Annotated in this window: 14 protein-coding genes; 8 read left to right on the top strand and 6 right to left on the bottom strand. The window is 68.8% G+C overall.

Annotated elements, in window-relative coordinates; translation table 11 throughout:
- Positions 1-327: 327 nt before the first annotated feature.
- A complete protein-coding gene (gene glk, locus J2X20_RS01600) occupies positions 328-1,320 on the bottom strand; it encodes a glucokinase (protein ID WP_310259893.1) in 993 nt (330 codons plus the stop codon).
- A 352-nt stretch (positions 1,321-1,672) separates the two neighbouring features.
- On the opposite strand from glk, the gene J2X20_RS01605 reads away from it, so the two are divergent.
- The 5 genes from J2X20_RS01605 to J2X20_RS01625 all read left to right on the top strand — a co-directional run bounded on the left by J2X20_RS01605 (position 1,673) and on the right by J2X20_RS01625 (position 8,675).
- Entirely contained in the window at positions 1,673-3,586 is a 1,914-nt protein-coding gene (locus J2X20_RS01605; RefSeq protein WP_310259896.1) for a glucokinase, read from the top strand.
- A 191-nt stretch (positions 3,587-3,777) separates the two neighbouring features.
- Positions 3,778-4,932 (top strand): efflux RND transporter periplasmic adaptor subunit, encoded by a 1,155-nt coding sequence (locus tag J2X20_RS01610; protein WP_310259899.1) that lies wholly within the window; start codon positions 3,778-3,780, stop codon positions 4,930-4,932.
- 2 nt (positions 4,933-4,934) lie between these two features.
- Entirely contained in the window at positions 4,935-6,947 is a 2,013-nt protein-coding gene (locus tag J2X20_RS01615) for an ABC transporter permease (protein ID WP_310259902.1), read from the top strand.
- Between the two features lie 7 nt (positions 6,948-6,954).
- The gene (locus J2X20_RS01620; protein WP_310259906.1) at positions 6,955-8,337 is read left to right on the top strand and encodes a TolC family protein; all 1,383 of its coding nucleotides are present in this window, start codon (positions 6,955-6,957) and stop codon (positions 8,335-8,337) included.
- Positions 8,334-8,675, top strand: a complete 342-nt coding sequence (locus tag J2X20_RS01625; protein ID WP_310259910.1) for a low molecular weight protein tyrosine phosphatase family protein — start codon at positions 8,334-8,336, stop codon at positions 8,673-8,675. The genes J2X20_RS01620 and J2X20_RS01625 overlap by 4 nt, the downstream gene beginning before the upstream one ends.
- Here J2X20_RS01625 and J2X20_RS01630 read toward each other — a convergent pair.
- Both J2X20_RS01630 and J2X20_RS01635 read right to left on the bottom strand, forming a co-directional pair.
- Positions 8,611-10,062: a heavy metal sensor histidine kinase gene (locus J2X20_RS01630; RefSeq protein ID WP_310259912.1), complete on the bottom strand. Its 1,452-nt coding sequence runs from the start codon at positions 10,060-10,062 to the stop codon at positions 8,611-8,613. The two genes, J2X20_RS01625 and J2X20_RS01630, sit on opposite strands and share 65 nt — an antisense overlap.
- Positions 10,059-10,742, bottom strand: coding sequence for a heavy metal response regulator transcription factor (locus tag J2X20_RS01635; RefSeq protein ID WP_310259915.1), 684 nt, complete (start codon positions 10,740-10,742; stop codon positions 10,059-10,061). The genes J2X20_RS01630 and J2X20_RS01635 overlap by 4 nt, the downstream gene beginning before the upstream one ends.
- 119 nt (positions 10,743-10,861) lie before the next feature.
- On the opposite strand from J2X20_RS01635, the gene J2X20_RS01640 reads away from it, so the two are divergent.
- Together J2X20_RS01640 and J2X20_RS01645 are read left to right on the top strand one after the other, a co-directional pair.
- Positions 10,862-11,362 carry a hypothetical protein gene (locus J2X20_RS01640; RefSeq protein ID WP_310259918.1) on the top strand — a complete coding sequence of 167 codons (501 nt, stop codon included), beginning with the start codon at positions 10,862-10,864 and terminating at the stop codon, positions 11,360-11,362.
- Between the two features lie 29 nt (positions 11,363-11,391).
- Positions 11,392-12,177, top strand: a complete 786-nt coding sequence (locus J2X20_RS01645) for a glutaminyl-peptide cyclotransferase (protein ID WP_310259921.1) — start codon at positions 11,392-11,394, stop codon at positions 12,175-12,177.
- Here the strand turns inward: J2X20_RS01645 and J2X20_RS01650 are convergent, their stop codons facing one another.
- On the bottom strand, positions 12,178-12,636 hold the full coding sequence (locus tag J2X20_RS01650; RefSeq protein ID WP_310259924.1) for a YybH family protein: 459 nt from the start codon (positions 12,634-12,636) through the stop codon (positions 12,178-12,180).
- Between the two features lie 240 nt (positions 12,637-12,876).
- Entirely contained in the window at positions 12,877-14,055 is a 1,179-nt protein-coding gene (locus tag J2X20_RS01655; RefSeq protein ID WP_310259927.1) for an acyl-CoA dehydrogenase, read from the bottom strand.
- 140 nt (positions 14,056-14,195) lie between these two features.
- On the opposite strand from J2X20_RS01655, the gene J2X20_RS01660 reads away from it, so the two are divergent.
- Positions 14,196-15,071 (top strand): LysR family transcriptional regulator, encoded by an 876-nt coding sequence (locus J2X20_RS01660; protein ID WP_310265057.1) that lies wholly within the window; start codon positions 14,196-14,198, stop codon positions 15,069-15,071.
- Positions 15,072-15,147: 76 nt separating this feature from the next.
- Here the strand turns inward: J2X20_RS01660 and J2X20_RS01665 are convergent, their stop codons facing one another.
- Positions 15,148-15,969: a nidogen-like domain-containing protein gene (locus J2X20_RS01665; RefSeq protein ID WP_409034120.1), complete on the bottom strand. Its 822-nt coding sequence runs from the start codon at positions 15,967-15,969 to the stop codon at positions 15,148-15,150.
- Positions 15,970-16,200: the final 231 nt, after the last annotated feature.

Consider the following 16,200-nt stretch of genomic DNA (forward strand, 5'->3'; position numbering starts at 1 on the left):
AAACCCTAGACGTTGCGAAGAAGCGACCTGATTTCGGCCAAAAACCAAGGGTATACCAGCATGGAATTGATACTTCCGGTAGATCGACTTGTCTGACAACTCAGTCGCAAGCCAAAACTTGTAGCGCAACTACAGCATTGGCTTAGGGGTTAACAACAGGGTCGACGGTCGTGACGAAACGCACGAAACGGGACGCGCGGCGCGGCCGCAGCGCCAACCGGTATGCATGGAAGGCCCAGATGCGACAAAGCCACGCCGGCCGCATGTGGCGGCCGGCGTGGCTTCAGGAAGGGAGATCAGGGCCGCGCGCAGACCGCGCGCGGCGGATCAGGCGTCGGCCTGCTCCAGCGCCAGCGAGGCGCCCGACAGGGCCGCCAGCGTGTCGGTGATGAGGGCCGTGGGAATGCCCGCCAGGAAGGACTGGAAGCGTCCCTTGGCCTCGAAGCGGCTGCGGAACTCCGACTGGAAGAAGCGCTCGCCCAGGCGCGGCACGATGCCGCCGCCAATGAAGACGCCGCCGCGCGAACCCAGGGTTAGCGCGACGCAGCCGGCAAAACCTCCCAGCATGGCGCAGAACACATCCAGCGTGCGCGAGCAGGCCGGCGACTCGGCCGACAGGCCGCGGGCAACGATCTGCTCGGTCGTCAGCGCGCCGACCTCCTCGCCCTGGCCCAGGGCCGCGGCCACGCAGCGGCACAGCACCGGCAAGCCGATGCCCGACAGGAAGCGCTCGGCCGACACATGCGGGAACTCGCGGCGTGCATGGCTCAGCACGGCGCTCTCGAAATCATCGGCCGGCGCCAGTGTGGCATGGCCACCCTCCCCCGGCAGCGCCAGCCAACGGCCCGGCGCGCGCACGACACCACCAACACCCAGGCCCGTGCCCGGGCCGATGACGGCCATCACCGTACCGACGGCCACATCGCCCGTCGCCGGCGGCGGCGCACCCCAGGCGCGCAACTGGTCGGCCCGCAGCCGCGGCAGCGACAGCGCCTGAGCCTCGAAGTCATTCAGGCAGAGCAGCGTCTTCAGGCCCAGTTCCGCCTGCGTGCCCGAGCGAGAAAAGCTCCAGGCGCCATTGGTCAGCTCGATGTGGTCGCCGTCCAGGGCCGTCGCCAGCGCAAAGGCCGCGCTTTGCGGCCTGGCCTTGCCGGCAGGCTGGCCTTCCAGATAGGCGCGCACCGCAGCCGCCGGACCCGCATGGCCCGCCACGGGCAGCACGCGCACGTCCTCCACCGCGGCGCCGGGGCCAGCCACCGTGCCGAAACGCGCATTGGTACCGCCGACGTCGGCCACCAGCCAGGGATAGGCGGCGCTCATGCGAGGACTCCCGAAACGAGGCAGGGCAAAAGGCTGAGGATATTCAGGAGTCGGGCGTGGGCAGACACAGGGCTCAAAAGGGTGAATTTACGGTCGCGGCGGACGGTAGCAAAACTACATGATTTCAGCAATACAAGCTCACCCTGGGATTCCGTTTGCGACGACGAAAACGCTTTCAAATCCCGATAACCGGGCCATCGCCCCTGGGGAAACTCGATTGCCGATGGGCTGTAGTGAAGCTACAACCTATCGAAACCTTTTCCTGGTAATCGCCCCCGACTGGGACCAGAGCGGGCCGCCTGCGCGCCTGCTGATAATCGCCCGTCTTTCCTTCAGGTTTCCTCCAGCGCCCATGCCCCGTTTCGACAGCCCCCGCCTGCTTGCCGATATTGGCGGCACCTATGCCCGCTTCACGCTGGAAATCGGCCCGGGCGAATTCACGCAGATGGCCTCGCTGCGCTGCGCCGACCACGCCGATTTCCACGCCGCCGTGCGCGCCTATCTGCAGGGCCTGAACTGGCAGGACATGGGTGGCCCGCAGCAGATCGCCCACGCGGCCATCGCCATCGCCAACCCGGTCGAGGGCGACCGGGTGCGCATGACCAACTACCACTGGCAGTTCTCCATCGACGAGATGCGCCAGCGCCTGAGCCTGGACACCCTGGTCGTCGTCAACGACTTCACCGCCCTGGCCATGGCCCTGCCCCGGCTGGCCGAGGTGGACGTGCACCAGGTGGGTGGCGGCCAGGCGCGCCGGCCCAGCGTCATCGGCCTGCTGGGCGCCGGCACGGGTCTGGGCGTGTCCGGCCTCATCCCGGCCGGCGAAGGCTGGATTGCGCTGGGCACCGAGGGCGGCCACGTCAACTTCGGCCCGCGCGACGAGCGCGAGATGGACATCCTGAAGTTCGCCTGGAAGACGCTGGACCACGTCTCCTACGAACGCCTGATTTCCGGCCCCGGCCTGGAGCTGATCTACAAGGCCCTGGCCGACCGCAACGGCGTGACCGATGCCGAGCCGCTGCTCGCCCCGGCCATCACCCAGCGTGCGCTGGAGGACGGCGACAAGCTCTGCCTGGAGACGCTGGAGGTCTTCTGCGGCCTGCTCGGCACGGCCGCGGCCAACCTGGCCGTGACGCTGGGATCGCTGGGCGGCATCTACATCGGCGGCGGCATCGTGCCGCGCCTGGGCGAGTATTTCGACCGCAGCCCTTTTCGCGAGCGTTTCGAGGACAAGGGGCGCTTCCGCGAGTATGTGTCGGCCATCCCGACCTTTGTCATCACCGCCGAGCACGCCACCTTCAAGGGCGCCTCGGCCATTCTCGAGAACCAGCTGCGCAATCTGCAGGCCTCGCCCGGCTCGGCCATCCTGGGCCAGATCCGCCGCGCCCGCAGCGAGCTGTCGCCGGCCGAACTGCGCGTGGCCGACCTGGTGCTGGCCCAGCCGCGTTCGGTGCTCAACGACCCGATCGCCGAGATCGCCCGCGCCGCCGGCGTCAGCCAGCCGACCGTCATCCGCTTCTGCCGCTCGCTGGGCTGCGAGGGCCTGTCGGACTTCAAGCTGCGTCTGGCCTCGGGCCTGACCGGCACCGTGCCCGTCACCCACACCCAGGTCAACACCAACGACTCCATGCTGGAGCTGGGCGCCAAGGTGCTGGGCAACACGGCCAGCGCCATCCTGCAGGTGCGCAGCCACCTGAACCGCGACACCATCGACCGCGCCATCGACATGCTGCTGGGCGCCGGGCGCATCGAGTTCTTTGCGCTGGGCCACTACGGCGTCGTCGCCCAGGACGCCCAATTCAAGTTCCTGCGCTTCGGCATGCCCTGCGGCGCCTACACCGACCCGCGTCTGCAGCTGCTGGCCGCCGACGTGCTGCGCGAGGGCGATGTGGCCGTCGTCATCAGCAGCGGCGGCCGCCTGCCCGAGCTGCTGTCCGTCGTCGAAAAGGCCCAGGAGCGCGGCGCCAAGGTCGTGGCCATCACGGCCAGCCAGAGCCCACTGGCCAAGAAGGCCGACGTGACGCTGATCGTCGACCACATCGAGGACATCGCCACCCACCTGCCCATGGTCAGCCGCATCCTGCACCTGCTGGTCATCGACATCCTCGCCGTGGGCGTGGCCATGCGCCGCAACCCGGACAGCATCGCCGCGCTGACGGCCGGTGGCGAGGATGACGACGCCAAGGCTGGGCGTGGCGCCAGCACAGCGGCTCCGGGCGTCAGCATGGCGTCGCCGCTCGCGCGGCTCACGTCGCATAGCCGCTGATAGATCGGCGGGATAGATCGGCGGGCTTGAAGGCGCAAGCCCTGACCCCACATGACTTTCGCCAAGGTGATATTCACTGACGACGATGGCTGAAGTGGAGCCGCCAGGCTCCGTTCGACTGCTACGCTAGCCGACCCATCGCGCCGACGCCGGCTGCAAGGGGCGCAAGACCCCATCGTCCTGGGAGGGACATGAAGAAAGACTCGTTTCTGAAACGCTGGCGTGTGCGCCTGATCGTCGTCGCCGTGCTCGCCATCGGTGGCGCCACCTGGTGGTTCACCCGCACCCCGCCCCCGCCGCCTCCGCCGCCCAGCGGCGTCGTCGCCCTGGCCGATGTCACGCAGAGCGTGCAAGCCGCTGGCGTGCTGCAGGCCAAGACCAAGGTCGATGTCGGCGCCCAGGTCAGCGGCCAGATCCAGACCATCCACATCGAGCTCGGCCAGCAGGTCAAGAAGGGGGACCTCCTCGTCAGCCTCGACCCCGAGCTGGCACGCAGCGACGTCGCCCAGGCCGAAGCCGCCGTGGCCCAGGCCAGCGCCTCCATCGACAGCCGCAAGGTCGATGCCGACGCCGCGCGCCGCGAACTCAAGCGCCAGCAGCGCCTGCTGGCCGGCCAGGCCACCTCGGGCAACGAGGCGGAGAAGGCCGAGACCGAACTCGCCAAGATCGAGGCCGATCTGCGCGGCCAGGCCGCCAATCTGACGCGCCTGCAGGCCGAGCTGGACAAGAAGAAGGTCAGCCTCTCCTACACCCGCATCACGGCGCCCATGAACGGCACCGTCGTCAACCTGCCGGTACAGGTCGGCCAGACCCTGATCTCGGTGCAGATCACGCCCGTCATCCTGACGCTGGCCGATCTGGACACCATCACCGTGCGCACCAAGGTGCCCGAGGCCGACATCCAGGCCATCAAAGTGGGCCAGACGGCGCGCTTCTCGACGCTGTCGGGCGAAGGCAAGCGCTACGAGGGCAAGGTGCGCGTCATCCAGCCCGTGCCCGAACGCGCCGGCAATGCCGTCTTCTACAACGTGCTCTTCGAGGTGGACAACCGCGAGAGAGCGCTGTTCAGCGACATGACGGTGCAGGTCGACATCGAGACTGGCTCGGCCAGGCAGGTGCTGGCCATGCCCGTCGTGGCTCTCGGCGAACGCGGCAAGGACGGCCGCTACACGGTGACGGTGCTGGACGCCGCCAACAAGCAGACGCCGCGCCAGGTCAAGGTCGGCCTGCAGGATGGCGCCAAGGTGCAGGTGCTGGACGGCCTGAAGGCCGGCGAGAAGGTGCTGCTGGCACCGCCGAGTGCGGCGGATGCGGCGGCATCGGCTGGCAGCGCAGCCAGCAGCTGATCATGGCCCTGATCGAGCTGAAGGACGTCGCCCGGCACTACCAGCTGGGCGAGATCGACGTCCCCGCGCTGGACGGCGTCAGCCTCAACATCGAGGCCGGCGAGTTCGTCGCCATCATGGGCCAGTCGGGCTCGGGCAAGAGCACGTTGATGAATGTGCTGGGTTGCCTGGACAACCCCACGCGCGGCAGCTTCGTCATCGACGGGCACGACGCCAGCACGCTGGGCCCTGACGACCTCGCCGCCCTGCGCCGCGAGCGCTTCGGCTTCATCTTCCAGCGCTACCACCTGCTGCCCCATCTGGATGCGCGCGCCAACGCCGCCCTGCCCGCCGTGTACGCCGGCGTGGGCACCGGCCCGCGCGGCGAGCGCGCGCGTGCGCTGCTCGAGCGCCTGGGCCTGGGCGAGCGACTGCATCACCGGCCCAATGAACTCTCGGGCGGCCAGCAGCAGCGCGTCTCCATCGCGCGGGCGCTGATGAACGGCGGCCAGATCATCCTGGCCGACGAACCCACCGGCGCCCTGGACTCGGCCTCAGGCGCCGAGATGCTGCGCCTGCTGGAAGAGCTGAACCAGCGCGGCCACACCATCATCCTGGTCACCCACGATGCCGCGGTCGCCGCCCATGCGCGCCGCATCATCGAGCTCAAGGATGGCAAGGTCGTCGCCGACAACGGCACGCCGGCCGGCCACCGGCCGCCCACTGAGCTGCCCAGCGACGCGCCGCCGGTCAAGGAAGGCGGCCGGCTGCGGCGCCTGCAGGTGCAGTGGCGCGAAGCTGTCGCCACGGCGCTGCTGGCACTCAAGGGCAACCGCCTGCGCACGGCCCTGTCCATGCTGGGCATCAGCATCGGCATCGCCTCCGTCGTCAGCATCGTCGCGCTGACCACCGCGGCCCGTGCCTCCATCGAGACCGACCTCAGCAGCCTGATCTCCGGCCGCATCCCGGTCTGGCGCGGCAACCCCAGCCTGCCGCCGGGCGCCGTGCCCCAGCCCTTCCGGCCGCACGAGATCGATTCGCTGCGCGCCTTGAACGGCGTCAAGAGCGTCACGCTGAACCGCCAGATGCAGCTGACCGCCCGCCACCAGTCGCGCGACGCAATGCTGGAGGCCATCGGTGGTGACGCGGCGACGCTGAAGGCGCGCAAGCTCAAGGTCGTGCAGGGTCGCTACCTGAATGCGATGGACTTCGAGACGCGCAGCCAGGTCGTCGTGCTGGATGAGAAGTCGCGCGACGCGCTGTTCAAGAAAGGCGAGTCGCCGATCGGCCAGCTCGTCTTCGTCAACCCCGGCATGGCGCCCCCTGACCAGGCGGCGGTGCCCGGCGCGCCGCCACCGCCCACGGCCGCCCTGCCCTTCACCGTCGTCGGCGTCGTCGCGCCCGAGGGCGGCGCCTTCAGCTTCGGCAGCTGGCTGGGCCAGCTCTATCTGCCCCACACCACCTTCTCGCGCAAGCTCGATGCCCGCCCCGACGTCGACAACTTCGACGTGCTGCTGGACCTGAGCGTGCCGCCCCAGCAGGTGCGCGAGCAGATCATCCACCGCTTGAAGGCCCTGCACGGGCGCGAGGACTTCGGCACCTGGAACGGCGAAGAGGAGTTCCGCAAGTTCCAGAGCGTGACCAGCGCGATGGCGGCCCTGTTCGCCGGCGTCGCGGCCATCTCGCTGCTGGTGGGCGGCGTGGGCGTCATGAACATCATGCTGGTGTCGGTGTCGGAGCGCACCCGCGAGATCGGCATCCGCATGGCCGTGGGCGCGCGCCAGGGCGATGTCAGGCTGCAATTCCTCATCGAGGCCGTCGTGCTGTGCGTCCTGGGCGGCCTGGTGGGCGTGCTGCTGAGCTGGCTGGCGGCGCAGGCCGTCAACGCGGCCCAGCAACATCTGCAGGTGGTCATCAGCTGGGCGGCCCTGGGCGTGGCCTTTGCGGTGTCCAGCGGCGTGGGCCTGATCTTCGGCACGCTGCCGGCACGGCGTGCAGCGGCGCTGAGCCCCGTCGATGCATTGGCCCGAGAGTGAGCAAGCCATGAAATTGAACCTGATCGCCATCGCCACCGCGCTGCTGCTCGCCGGTTGCGCCCTCGGCCCGACCGTCAAGGCTCCCGAAGTCGCCTCCCCCACCGCCTGGAGCCTGAGCAGCGGCGACGCCCAGCCCGACTGGGCCGGTCTGCTCGACCCCAAGCTCGCCGCCCTGCAGGCGCGTGCGCTGGACGCCAACCGCGACATCGCGCTGGCTGCGCAGCGCTGGAAGCAGGCCCAACTGCTGGCCGAGCAAAGCGAGCTGCGCTGGCTGCCCAGCGCCGGCGTCTCTGCCAACGCGAGCCGGCCCGTCGAGACCCAGAGCAGCACGCGCAATGTCGAGGTGGGCGGCGTCACCATTCCCGTGACGACCTCCACCGGCTGGAGCCGCAGCTATGGCGCGTCGCTGGGCGTCGGCTACGAGCTCGACCTGTGGGATCGCCTGGCCCAGTCCACGGCCGCCCAGCGTGCCCAGGCCGAAGCCGCGCGCACCGACATCGCCGCCGCCCGCCTGCTGATCCGCAGCCAGGTCGCCGAGGCCTACTGGACCCTGGCCGCCATCCGCGCTCAACGCCCGCTGGCCGAAGACCAGCTCACGCTGACCCGCGAGACGCTGGAGCTGACCCGCGCCCGTGTGCGCGAGGGCAAGCTGCTGCCCATCGAGCTCGACAAGATCGCCGTCAACGTGCAGGCCGCCGAGACCCGCCTGGCCGACCTTGCCGCCGACCAGCTGCTGCAGCGCCAGCGCCTGGCCTTGCTGCTCGACGAGCCCCTGCCCGGCCCCGCGCCTGAGGCAGCCCTGCCCGCCGCCGCGCCGCCGCGCTGGCGCCTCGCCGAGCCCGCGGATGTATTGGCCCAGCGCCCGGACGTGCAACGTGCCCGCCTCGGCGTGGACACGGCCCTGGCGCGGCTGCGTGTCAGCGAGGCCGAGCGCTATCCGCGCCTGAGCTTCTCCGCCGGCTTGAGCACCGGTGGCACGCGCTCCAGCGACTGGCTGTCGCAGCCGCTCGCCTCCTTCGCCGCCAACCTCGCCGTGCCGCTGATCGACTGGCAGCGCCTGAACCTGCTGCGCGACGGTGCCCGCAGCGAGCTCGACAGCGCCGCGCTGACGCTGCGCGACACGCTGCAGAAAGCCCTGGCCGACATCGAGACCCAGCGCATCGAGGCCGACCGCTCGGCCCAGCAGCTGCAGGCCAATGCCGGCCGGTTGAAGGAAGCGACCGAGAACGAGCGCCTGGCCAAGCTGCGCTATGACGTCGGTGCCATCTCGCGCGCCGACTGGCTGCAGATCCGCAGCACCGTCCTCGACGCCGAGCAGACCCGCATCAGCCTGCGCCTGCAGCAGTGGGTGCGGCAGGCGGCCTTGTTCAAGGCCCTGGGCGGCGCGTGAGAGCTGCCAGGCTCAACGTCCTCTTCATCTGCAGCCGCAACCAGTGGCGCAGCCCGACGGCCGAGCAGGTCTTTCGCCGCCACCCCGCGCTGAACGTGCGCTCGGCCGGCACCAGCGCCAGCGCGCGCCGGCAGGTCGGCGAGGCCGACCTGACCTGGGCCGACGTCATCCTCGTCATGGAAGCCAAGCACCGCTCGCGGCTGATGCAGGATCACGCCGCGCTGCTGGCGGGCAAAGCGCTGCATGTGCTGGACATCCCCGACGACTATCGCTTCATGGATGCCGAACTGGTGACGCTGCTCCAGGCGGTGGTGCCGCCGCTGCTCGACCTGGACTGAGCTCCGCCCCGGCGCGCGGAAACCTCAACTCGAAGCGGATCGTGCCCTGCGGCGTGCACGACACGCCGGCCTCGCCGCCATGCAAAGCCATGATGGCCTTGACGATGGCCAGCCCCAGGCCGCTGGACTCGGCGGGCCGGCCACGCGCCGCATCGGCGCGGTAGAAGCGATCGAAGAGGCGGCCCAGCTGCTCGGGTGGGATCGGCAGGCCATCGTTCTCCACCGCCAGCGTCGACCTCGTCTCGTCCTCCGATCCGATCAGGCGGACCGTCGTGCCCGGCGTGCTGTAGCGCAGCGCGTTGACCACCAGGTTGTGGACGGCCCGCCTGCACAGGGCCGTGTTCACCAGCGCCCTGCCATGCGCCTGCACCGCGAAGCGCAGGCCGGCCTCGTCCGCCGGACCCTCGAAATACTCGGCGATCAGGCGCAGCTCCTCGGCCATGTCCAGAGGCGCGCGCTGGATGTCCAGCGTTGCGTGGTCGGCCTGGGCGAGGAAGAGGATGTTGTCGACGATCAGCCGCAGCCGGTTGAGCTCCTCCAGATTGGATTCCAGCAGCTGCTGGTACTCGGCCGGGCTGCGCGAGCGGTTCAACGCGACCTGGGTCTGCCCGATCAGCGTGCCGACCGGCGTGCGGATCTCATGCGCCAGATCGGCCGAGAACTGCGATAGGCGCTCGTAGCCCGTCGAGATGCGGTCCAGCATGGCATTGAAGACGGCCACCATGTCGCGCAACTCCTGCGGCGCGTCGTGCTCGGGCAGCCGGATGGCCAGGTTGATCGGGTTGATCTGGGCCGCCTGCGCGGCCACGCGATGCAGGGGCCGCAGGCCATGGCGCAGCACCCACCCCACCAGCAAGGTCGAGGCGAGCATGGCCATGGCGGTGCCGGTGATGGCCTTGTCGCGGCTCATGGCGATCATCTGCATCTCGCTCACCAGCGGGTGGCCGGCCACCACCTCGATGGCGCTGCCGTCCGGGCCCGAGCGGGCCAAGGCCGACACCCAGTGCAGGCGCGGCTGGCCGGGCGCCTGCATGTCGTGCACAGGGCCGGGCACCAGGCCGGGTGGCGGCGCGGCGCGCACCGGGTTGATCTCGACCAGCGGCGCTTCGCCGGGACGGCGCAGCATCAGCACATCGTCGGCCGAGCCCAGCAAGGCCTCGAACAGCATGGCGCGATCGCGCAGCTCCTCCACCGTGCGAACGTCACCCACCATGCGGCGAAAGTGCTCGGCCCTTGCCGTGAGCTGCTCATCGGCATGCGCCAGGATGGCCGTGCGGGCGCTGAAGAAATAGAACATGCCCAGCATGCCCGTCGTCCACGCGGCGATCAGCGCGCACAGCAGCGTGACCCGGACGGCCAGCGAGCGAGGCAGCCAGCGCAGCCTCATGGCGCCCCCTCCGGCGCGTCGCCGAATACATAGCCCACGCTGCGCACGGTATGGATCAGCGGCGTCGCGAACGGCCGGTCGACCTTGGCGCGCAGCCGCTTGATGGCGACATCAACCACATTGGTGTCGCTGTCGAAGTTCATGTTCCACACCTCGGAGGCGATCAGGGTGCGCGACAGCGCCTCGCCCTGGCGCCGGCACAGCAGGTGCAGCAGCAGGAACTCCTTGTTGGTCAGCGCAATCTCGCTGCCTTCGCGCGTGACCTTGCGGCGCAGCACGTCCAGCTTCAGGTCGGCCACCTCGTAGACGTCGGCCTCGCGCGCGACGCCGCGCCGCAGCAGCGTGCGGATGCGCAGCACCAGCTCCGTGAACGAGAAGGGCTTGACCAGATAGTCGTCGGCGCCCAGTTCCAGGCCGCGGATGCGGTCGCTCAACTGGTCGCGCGCGGTCAGGAAGAGCACGCGCACATCGCCCTGCTCGCGCAGCGCCGGCATGATCTGCCAGCCGTCGATGCCGGGCAGGGTGACGTCCAGCACCACCAGGTCATAGGCGTTGTTCAGGGCCATCTGCAGGCCGTCGGTGCCGGTGCGCGACAGGTCCACCGTGTAGCCGCTCTCGCGCAGCCCCTTCTTCAGGTAGTCGCCCGTCTTGGGGTCGTCCTCGATGACCAGGATCTTCATGCGGCTGGATTGTCGGCAGCCGCCGTGACCTTGCGGATGACGTTTTTGTCATCCACATGTCACCCCCGGCGGCAGGCGGAATTTCTACAGTTTCGCCGTCATCCACACTGCCTTCCCTCATGCCTCACCCCCTCTCCACCCTGGGCATTGCACACACCGCGATCAGCCTCGTGCCACTCGCGGCCGGCCTCTACGCCTTGGCCCGCCATCGCGCGATCCAACCCGGCACCACGTCCGGTCGCGTCTACCTCGGCGGGCTGCTGCTGTCGGTGCTGACGGCTTTCGGCCTGTCGAGCACGGGCGGGTTCAACCCGGGCCATGCGCTGGGCATCCTGGCGCTGCTCGCGGTGTCGGGCGCCCTGCTGGCACCGCGCCTGTCCTTCCTCGGCCGCGCACGCCCCTGCCTGGCCACGCTGGGCTTCTCGTTCAGCTTCTTCCTGCTGCTGGTGCCCGGCATCAACGAGACCCTGACCCGACTGCCCGCAGCCCATCCTCTGGCGACCGGACCGGACTCGCCCCTCGTGCGCACCGCCCTGCTCGCCTGGCTGGGCCTGTTCATCGCGGGCTACACCCTCCAGGCACTGGCCCTGCGAAAGCAAAGAACTGCTGCAGACAGCTGAGCGGCTCCGGCATCGGCTAGGCTGACGGCATGCGCTTCATGCCCTCTTTCTCGTCCCTGCCGCGCCGCGCCGCGCTGGCCTTGCTCGCCGCCACCCTCGCCGCCCCGGTTCTCGCTGCCACACCCGTGCAGGGCTTCAAGGTCGTCAAGAGCTATCCGCACGATGGTGACGCCTTCACCCAGGGCCTGTTCTTCCACGACGGCTTTCTGTTCGAAGGGACCGGCCTGCGCGGGCGCTCCAGCATCCGCAAGGTCGAACTGGAGACGGGCAAGGTGGTGCAGCAGGTCGACCTGCCGGCCGATGTCTTTGGCGAAGGCATCTCGCAATGGGGCGACCGCCTGATCGGCATCACCTGGACCGAGCAGACCGCCTATGTGCTCGACCTCAAGACCTTCAAGCTCTGGCGCAAGTTCAACTACCCCGGCGAGGGCTGGGGGCTGACGCACAGCGACAAGGAACTGGTCATGAGCGACGGCAGCCCTGAGCTGCGCTTCCTCGACCCGAACACCTTCAGGGAGCTTCGCCGCGTCCGCGTGACGGCCGACGGCAAGCCCGTCGACCAGCTCAACGAGCTGGAGTGGGTGGAGGGCGAGGTGCTGGCCAATGTCTGGATGACCGACCGCATCGCCCGCATCGACCCCAAGACCGGCCGCGTGACCGGCTGGATCGACCTGCGCGGCCTGCTGCCAGACAACCTGCGCAGCAGCCCCGACGCCGTGCTCAACGGCATTGCCTACGACGCCAAGACCAAGCGGCTGTTCGTCACCGGCAAGCTGTGGCCCAAGCTGTTCGAGATCCAGCTGCTCAAGAAGTAGTCAGCGACAGACCTCAGTTCCGAAGTCGAACACGATCTCCCAGCCGCCGGCCGGCTTGCGCCGCCACACCGACTGGAAGCGCGCAGTGACCTTGCCATCCGGATCCAGCACTGGGCCGGTCGTGCGGGCCAGGTCACCGCTGGGCAGCACCAGCACCAGGTCGGGCGACCAGCTGAAGGGTGGCTTGGCCGAGGTGAGCAGGCCGTTCCAGGCCGTCATCACAGCATCGGGGCCGTGAAGCGGCGCCTTGCCCATCCAGATGGTGTCGGGCGCCAGCAGGCGCCGAAAGCCCGCCACGTCTCGGGCCGCAAAGGCCGCTGCAAAGGCGGTTTCGGCGGCGCGGGCTTCTTCCACACGCCTGGCAATCACGTCGGCCGACGGCCAGCCCGGTTCCGTGGCCGCCGAAGCGGCAGCGGGCAGCGTGGCAGCGGCAAGCAGGGCGTGGCGGCGGGTGGTCATCGGCGGTCTCCTGTTGAAGAAACCGCAGCATGCCGGGCAGCCGCCGCCCTGCCATTAGGCATAGCGAGCGCTGAATCAGTTGAGGACAGAGCAGCCCTGCGGGCTGGTCTGTCCCGCAAGGCAACCCGCTGAGTCAGTTGAGGACAGAGCAGCCCTGCGGGCTGGTCTGTCCCGCAAGGCCACCCGCTGAGTCAGTTGAGGACAGAGCAGCCCTGCGGGCTGGTCTGTCCCGCAAGGTCATCAGAACGCCGCGATGCCCGTCTGCGCGCGGCCGAGGATCAGCGCATGGATGTCATGCGTGCCCTCGTAGGTGTTGACCACTTCGAGGTTGACCAGATGGCGGGCGATGCCGAACTCGTCGGAGATGCCGTTGCCGCCGAGCATGTCGCGCGCCATGCGGGCGATGTCCAGGCTCTTGCCGCAGCTGTTGCGCTTCATGATGGACGTGATCTCGACGGCCGCCGTGCCCTCGTCCTTCATGCGGCCCAGGCGCAGGCAGCCCTGCAGGCCCAGCGTGATCTCGGTCTGCATGTCGGCCAGCTTCTTCTGCACCAGCTGGTTGGCGGCCAGGGGCTTGCCGAACTGCTTGCGGTCCAGCGTGTACTGGCGGGCGGTGTGCCAGCAGTCCTCGGCGGCGCCAAGCGCGCCCCAGGCGATGCCGTAGCGGGCGCTGTTCAGGCAGGTGAAGGGCCCCTTCAGGCCGCGCACCTCGGGGAAGGCGTTCTCCTCCGGGCAGAACACACCGTCCATGACGATCTCGCCGGTGATGGAGGCACGCAGACCCACCTTGCCATGGATGGCCGGAGCGCTCAGGCCCTTGGCGCCCTTCTCCAGCACGAAGCCACGGATCTGGCCACCGTCGTCCTTGGCCCAGACGACGAAGACATCGGCGATGGGGCTGTTGGTGATCCACATCTTGCTGCCGGTCAGCTCGTAGCCGCCGTCGACCTTGCGGGCGCGCGTGACCATGGAGCCGGGGTCGGAGCCGTGGTTGGGCTCGGTCAGGCCGAAGCAGCCAATCCACTCGCCGCTGGCCAGCTTGGGCAGGTATTTCTTCTTGGTGGCCTCGTTGCCGAACTCGTTGATGGGCACCATCACCAGCGACGACTGCACGCTCATCATCGAGCGGTAGCCCGAGTCCACGCGCTCCACCTCGCGGGCGATCAGGCCGTAGCTGACGTAGTTCAGGCCGGCGCCGCCGTATTCGGTCGGGATGGTCGGGCCCAGCAGGCCCAGCTCGCCCATCTCGCGGAAGATGCCGGCGTCGGTCTTTTCATTGCGAAAGGCCTCCAGCACGCGCGGACGCAGGCGGTCGGTGCAATACGCGGCGGCGGCGTCGCGCACCATGCGCTCCTCGTCAGAGAGCTGCTCATTCAGCAGCAGCGGATCGTCCCAATGAAAGCTTGCCTTGGTGGCCATGGTGTGTCCTTGAGGTGTTGGATTCGGCCCCCGAGTGAAGGGCGCGTATGGCGCCCAGTATTCCTCTCGGCGCGATTCGTGTCCAATTCAGAAAACGACTTCGACGATTCGCCATGCCTATTACAGCCGACATCCGTGCCATGGAGTTCCGCCACCTGCGCTACTTCCTCGCCCTGGCCGAGGAACTGCACTACGGCCGCGCCGCGCAGCGCCTGGCCATCTCGCAGCCGCCGCTATCGGTGGCCATCCAACAGCTGGAAGCCAGCGTCGGCGCCCGCCTCTTCGACCGCGACAGCAAGGGCGTGCGCCTGACGCCGGCCGGCGAGACCTTCCGCGGCAGCGCGCAGGCCCTGCTCGACCGCGCCGAGGACGCCTGCGCCCTCGCCCGCGAGGTGCAGGCCGGTGAGGTGGGTCGGCTCAGGCTGGGCTTTGTCGGCTCCACGTTGTTCAATGGCCTGTCGGCCTGGCTGCAGGCCTTCCAGGCCAGCCATCCCAAGGTCGAGGTCGTCGTCGTGGAGCTGAACTCGCAGGACCAGATCGAGGCCCTGCTGGCCGAAGAGCTGGACCTGGGGCTCGTTCACACCGACCGCCTGCCGCCCGCCCTCGCCTCCCAACCGCTTTACAGCGAACCCTTCCTGGCCTGCCTGCCGGCCAATCATCCGGGCGCGAAGCTGAAGAAGATCCCGCTGGCGACGCTGAGCGACCAGCCCTTCATCCTGTTCTCCCGCAAGGGCTCGCCCGACTACCACGCCCGCATCGTCGAGATCTGCCGCCAGCACGGCTTTTATCCGCGGCTGCAGCACGAGGGCCGGCATTGGCTGTCGGTCGTGTCGCTGGTGTCCCAAGGCCTGGGCGTGTCCATCGTGCCGGCGGCCTTCCAGCAGGCGGGCATCCAGGGCGCCGTGTTCCGGCCGCTGGCCGAGGCCATCGAGCCGTCGGCGGTGTTCGCGGCATGGCGGCGGGATGCCGCAGCGGTGTTGAGAGAAGTCTTCCTGGAGTCGCGCGCCCCGCGCTGAAGCTCCAGCAATGAAAAAGGCGGCCCGCAGGCCGCCTTGAGGTGCAGAGGCCTTGCGGCCTCGGTGCTCTGTCCGATCAGGCGCGAGCCTTGCGGCGGCGCAGGCCGGCGGCAGCCGCCAGGCCCAGGCCCACCAGGGCCAGCGAGGTCGGCTCGGGCAGTTCGTGCGTCACGACGGTGCCGTTGCGGACCGAGAACTTGTACTGGCCGGTCACGCCGTCATTGGTGTTGCGCACCAGGGAATTGACGCCACCGTCCAGCAGGGCGCCGTTCACCAGCGAACCGTTGAGCTGGGCATAGGTGCCAGCGACGCCGTTGCCGCGGGCATAGCCGACGGAAGCCGAGGTGCCGCCGAAGCCGCCGGCGCCGCCGCTGGCGTCACCGGTTTCCCACTGGATCTGGTTGTAGTTGAAGTAGATGTCGAAGTCGCCGGCGCTGTTGCCGGCCGAGGCATCCACCAGGATCAGCTCGAAGGTGTTCAGCTTGTCGACATGGGAGCCGAAGTAGCCGACGGCGTTCCAGGTCACGCCGAAGGCGTTGGCGCCGGCGTAGGTGCCGGTGCCGTACTTGACGTTGCCGCCGCCGACACCGCGCGTGTCGACATCGGAGAAGAAGGCCGCAATGATGGGCAGGCCGGCGTAGGCGCCCGTCAGGCCGGTGGCCGTGAAGATGCCCTGGCCCGCGCCGAAGGTGACGTAGCCGTTGTTGCTGACGTAGGTGCTGTTGTAGCTGGTGCCGAAGTAGTTGGCCGTGAAACCCAGCGTGGTCGGGCCGGTGAAGCAGTCGTCACAGACGGCGACCGTGCCACCGTTGGTGAAGCCACCCACCACCGGGCCAGCTTGGGCTGCGAGGCTGGCAATGGCCAGGGTGAGACCGGCGGCAAACTTACGAGAAATCAATTGCATGCTCCAGGGTTCCAAACGTTGGTGGTCGAAAGGTGGCATCGTTAGCAAACAACGAGCCAGCCATACAAGCCATTGATTCATAAAGGGTTTTTCCCAGGACCAGGAAGAATGTGTAAAGCACGTTGACACCCGCAAACAAAGGGTTGCATGCCGTTGCCGCCGGACGCGCGAGCCATCGACAGGACCTTCGCAGCCGCCCGCTCGTCGTTGTCATCCTGCAATCCG

Origin of the sequence: Roseateles saccharophilus (assembly GCF_031458095.1) — a bacterium.
Lineage (GTDB): Bacteria > Pseudomonadota > Gammaproteobacteria > Burkholderiales > Burkholderiaceae_C > Pelomonas > Pelomonas saccharophila_A.

What these genes read in the sequence shown, in the direction of transcription:
- J2X20_RS01655 (WP_310259927.1), bottom strand. Translation starts at nt 14,055, where the DNA reads ATGGCCACCAAGGCAAGCTTTCATTGGGACGATCCGCTGCTGCTGAAT.
- J2X20_RS01620 (WP_310259906.1), top strand. Translation starts at nt 6,955, where the DNA reads ATGAAATTGAACCTGATCGCCATCGCCACCGCGCTGCTGCTCGCCGGT.
- J2X20_RS01615 (WP_310259902.1), top strand. Translation starts at nt 4,935, where the DNA reads ATGGCCCTGATCGAGCTGAAGGACGTCGCCCGGCACTACCAGCTGGGC.
- glk (WP_310259893.1), bottom strand. Translation starts at nt 1,320, where the DNA reads ATGAGCGCCGCCTATCCCTGGCTGGTGGCCGACGTCGGCGGTACCAAT.
- J2X20_RS01635 (WP_310259915.1), bottom strand. Translation starts at nt 10,742, where the DNA reads ATGAAGATCCTGGTCATCGAGGACGACCCCAAGACGGGCGACTACCTG.
- J2X20_RS01605 (WP_310259896.1), top strand. Translation starts at nt 1,673, where the DNA reads ATGCCCCGTTTCGACAGCCCCCGCCTGCTTGCCGATATTGGCGGCACC.
- J2X20_RS01640 (WP_310259918.1), top strand. Translation starts at nt 10,862, where the DNA reads ATGCCTCACCCCCTCTCCACCCTGGGCATTGCACACACCGCGATCAGC.
- J2X20_RS01645 (WP_310259921.1), top strand. Translation starts at nt 11,392, where the DNA reads ATGCGCTTCATGCCCTCTTTCTCGTCCCTGCCGCGCCGCGCCGCGCTG.
- J2X20_RS01630 (WP_310259912.1), bottom strand. Translation starts at nt 10,062, where the DNA reads ATGAGGCTGCGCTGGCTGCCTCGCTCGCTGGCCGTCCGGGTCACGCTG.
- J2X20_RS01610 (WP_310259899.1), top strand. Translation starts at nt 3,778, where the DNA reads ATGAAGAAAGACTCGTTTCTGAAACGCTGGCGTGTGCGCCTGATCGTC.
- J2X20_RS01660 (WP_310265057.1), top strand. Translation starts at nt 14,196, where the DNA reads ATGGAGTTCCGCCACCTGCGCTACTTCCTCGCCCTGGCCGAGGAACTG.
- J2X20_RS01650 (WP_310259924.1), bottom strand. Translation starts at nt 12,636, where the DNA reads ATGACCACCCGCCGCCACGCCCTGCTTGCCGCTGCCACGCTGCCCGCT.